Here is a 950-nt window from a genome sequence, read left to right as displayed (position 1 = left end):
GCCGACGTCGATACCGTACAACAGGCCGCCCATGCCCGCAATGAACAGCAGGTAGCGGGCGGACCAGGCGGGTGATCTCGGGAGGGCTGCCGTCATGTCGTCTCCAGTCGGTTCTTTCGGCGTCAGTGTAACCTCCGCGCGCCCCCCGGATGTGTCAAATCTTGCGGTGTGAAGATTGGTGAGTTTTCGCGCCGGCGCCACACGCCAGGATGGCGGTTTCCCACTTTTCCGGAGATTCCATGCCGCGCTCCGTCCTGCTTTCCCTCATGCTGGCCAGCGTATCGACCGGCGCGGTCTCCGCCGCCATGAACGACGCCGATCGCGAGTTCGCCCGTCCGCACCAGATGGTCGACATCGGCGACCTGCCGCTCGTCGTGCTCGTGCGCGGCGTGAGCCCGTACGCCGTGCCGGGCAAGCCGCAGAGTGCCCTGAACGAGGCGACGGAGGCGGAAAACCTCGCGATCCAGAAGGAGGTCGCGGCGCTGTCCACGCGTTCGAGCCTGCACGTTGTCGCCGGTGCGTCGCACATTATCCAGGCCGACAAGCCGCAAGCCGTCGTCGACGCCGTCAACGAGGCGCTGGACCGCGCCGGCTACTGATTCTCGCGCGCGACCTGCACCAGCGTATCGAGCCGGTTGCCGTCCGCGCACAGGGCGATGCCCGCGCCGAAGTCGGCTTCCAGCGCGAGCCGCGTCAGCACGGAGCCGCTGGGCATTTCCAGCGCCGTGCGGGCGCCCCGTTCCCACGCATGGCGCAGCGTGTCGGCCCACAGCACGGGGCGCGCCATGTTCGCGGCGAGGTCCGCCATGATGCGGTCGGCGTCGAACAGCGCACGGGCCGCGCTGCTGCTGACGTACGTGATGCGCGGGCGCTTGCGCGGCACCTGGTCGCACGCGCAGGCGAGCGTGCGCGCCTGGTCGTCCAGCAGCGGCGAGTGGGACGGCACCGGC

At 69.5% G+C, this 950-nt stretch carries 1 protein-coding gene and 1 pseudogene; one reads left to right on the top strand and one right to left on the bottom strand.

Features of this window, described 5'->3' with window-relative positions; all coding sequences use genetic code 11:
- Positions 1-239 precede the first annotated feature (239 nt).
- The gene (locus ACEN88_RS32770) at positions 240-599 is read left to right on the top strand and encodes an alpha/beta fold hydrolase (protein WP_413346445.1); all 360 of its coding nucleotides are present in this window, start codon (positions 240-242) and stop codon (positions 597-599) included.
- Here ACEN88_RS32770 and ACEN88_RS32765 read toward each other — a convergent pair.
- Positions 593-950, bottom strand: a pseudogene (locus tag ACEN88_RS32765) (malonate decarboxylase subunit epsilon); the annotation flags it as partial. The gene ACEN88_RS32770 and the pseudogene ACEN88_RS32765 overlap by 7 nt on opposite strands.

This window comes from Massilia sp. CT11-108, from assembly GCF_047302915.1.
Taxonomy (GTDB): Bacteria; Pseudomonadota; Gammaproteobacteria; order Burkholderiales; family Burkholderiaceae_D; genus Telluria; species Telluria orientalis.
The sequence above is the reverse complement of the archived record's forward strand: the minus strand, read 5'-3'. Positions and strand labels throughout refer to the sequence as shown.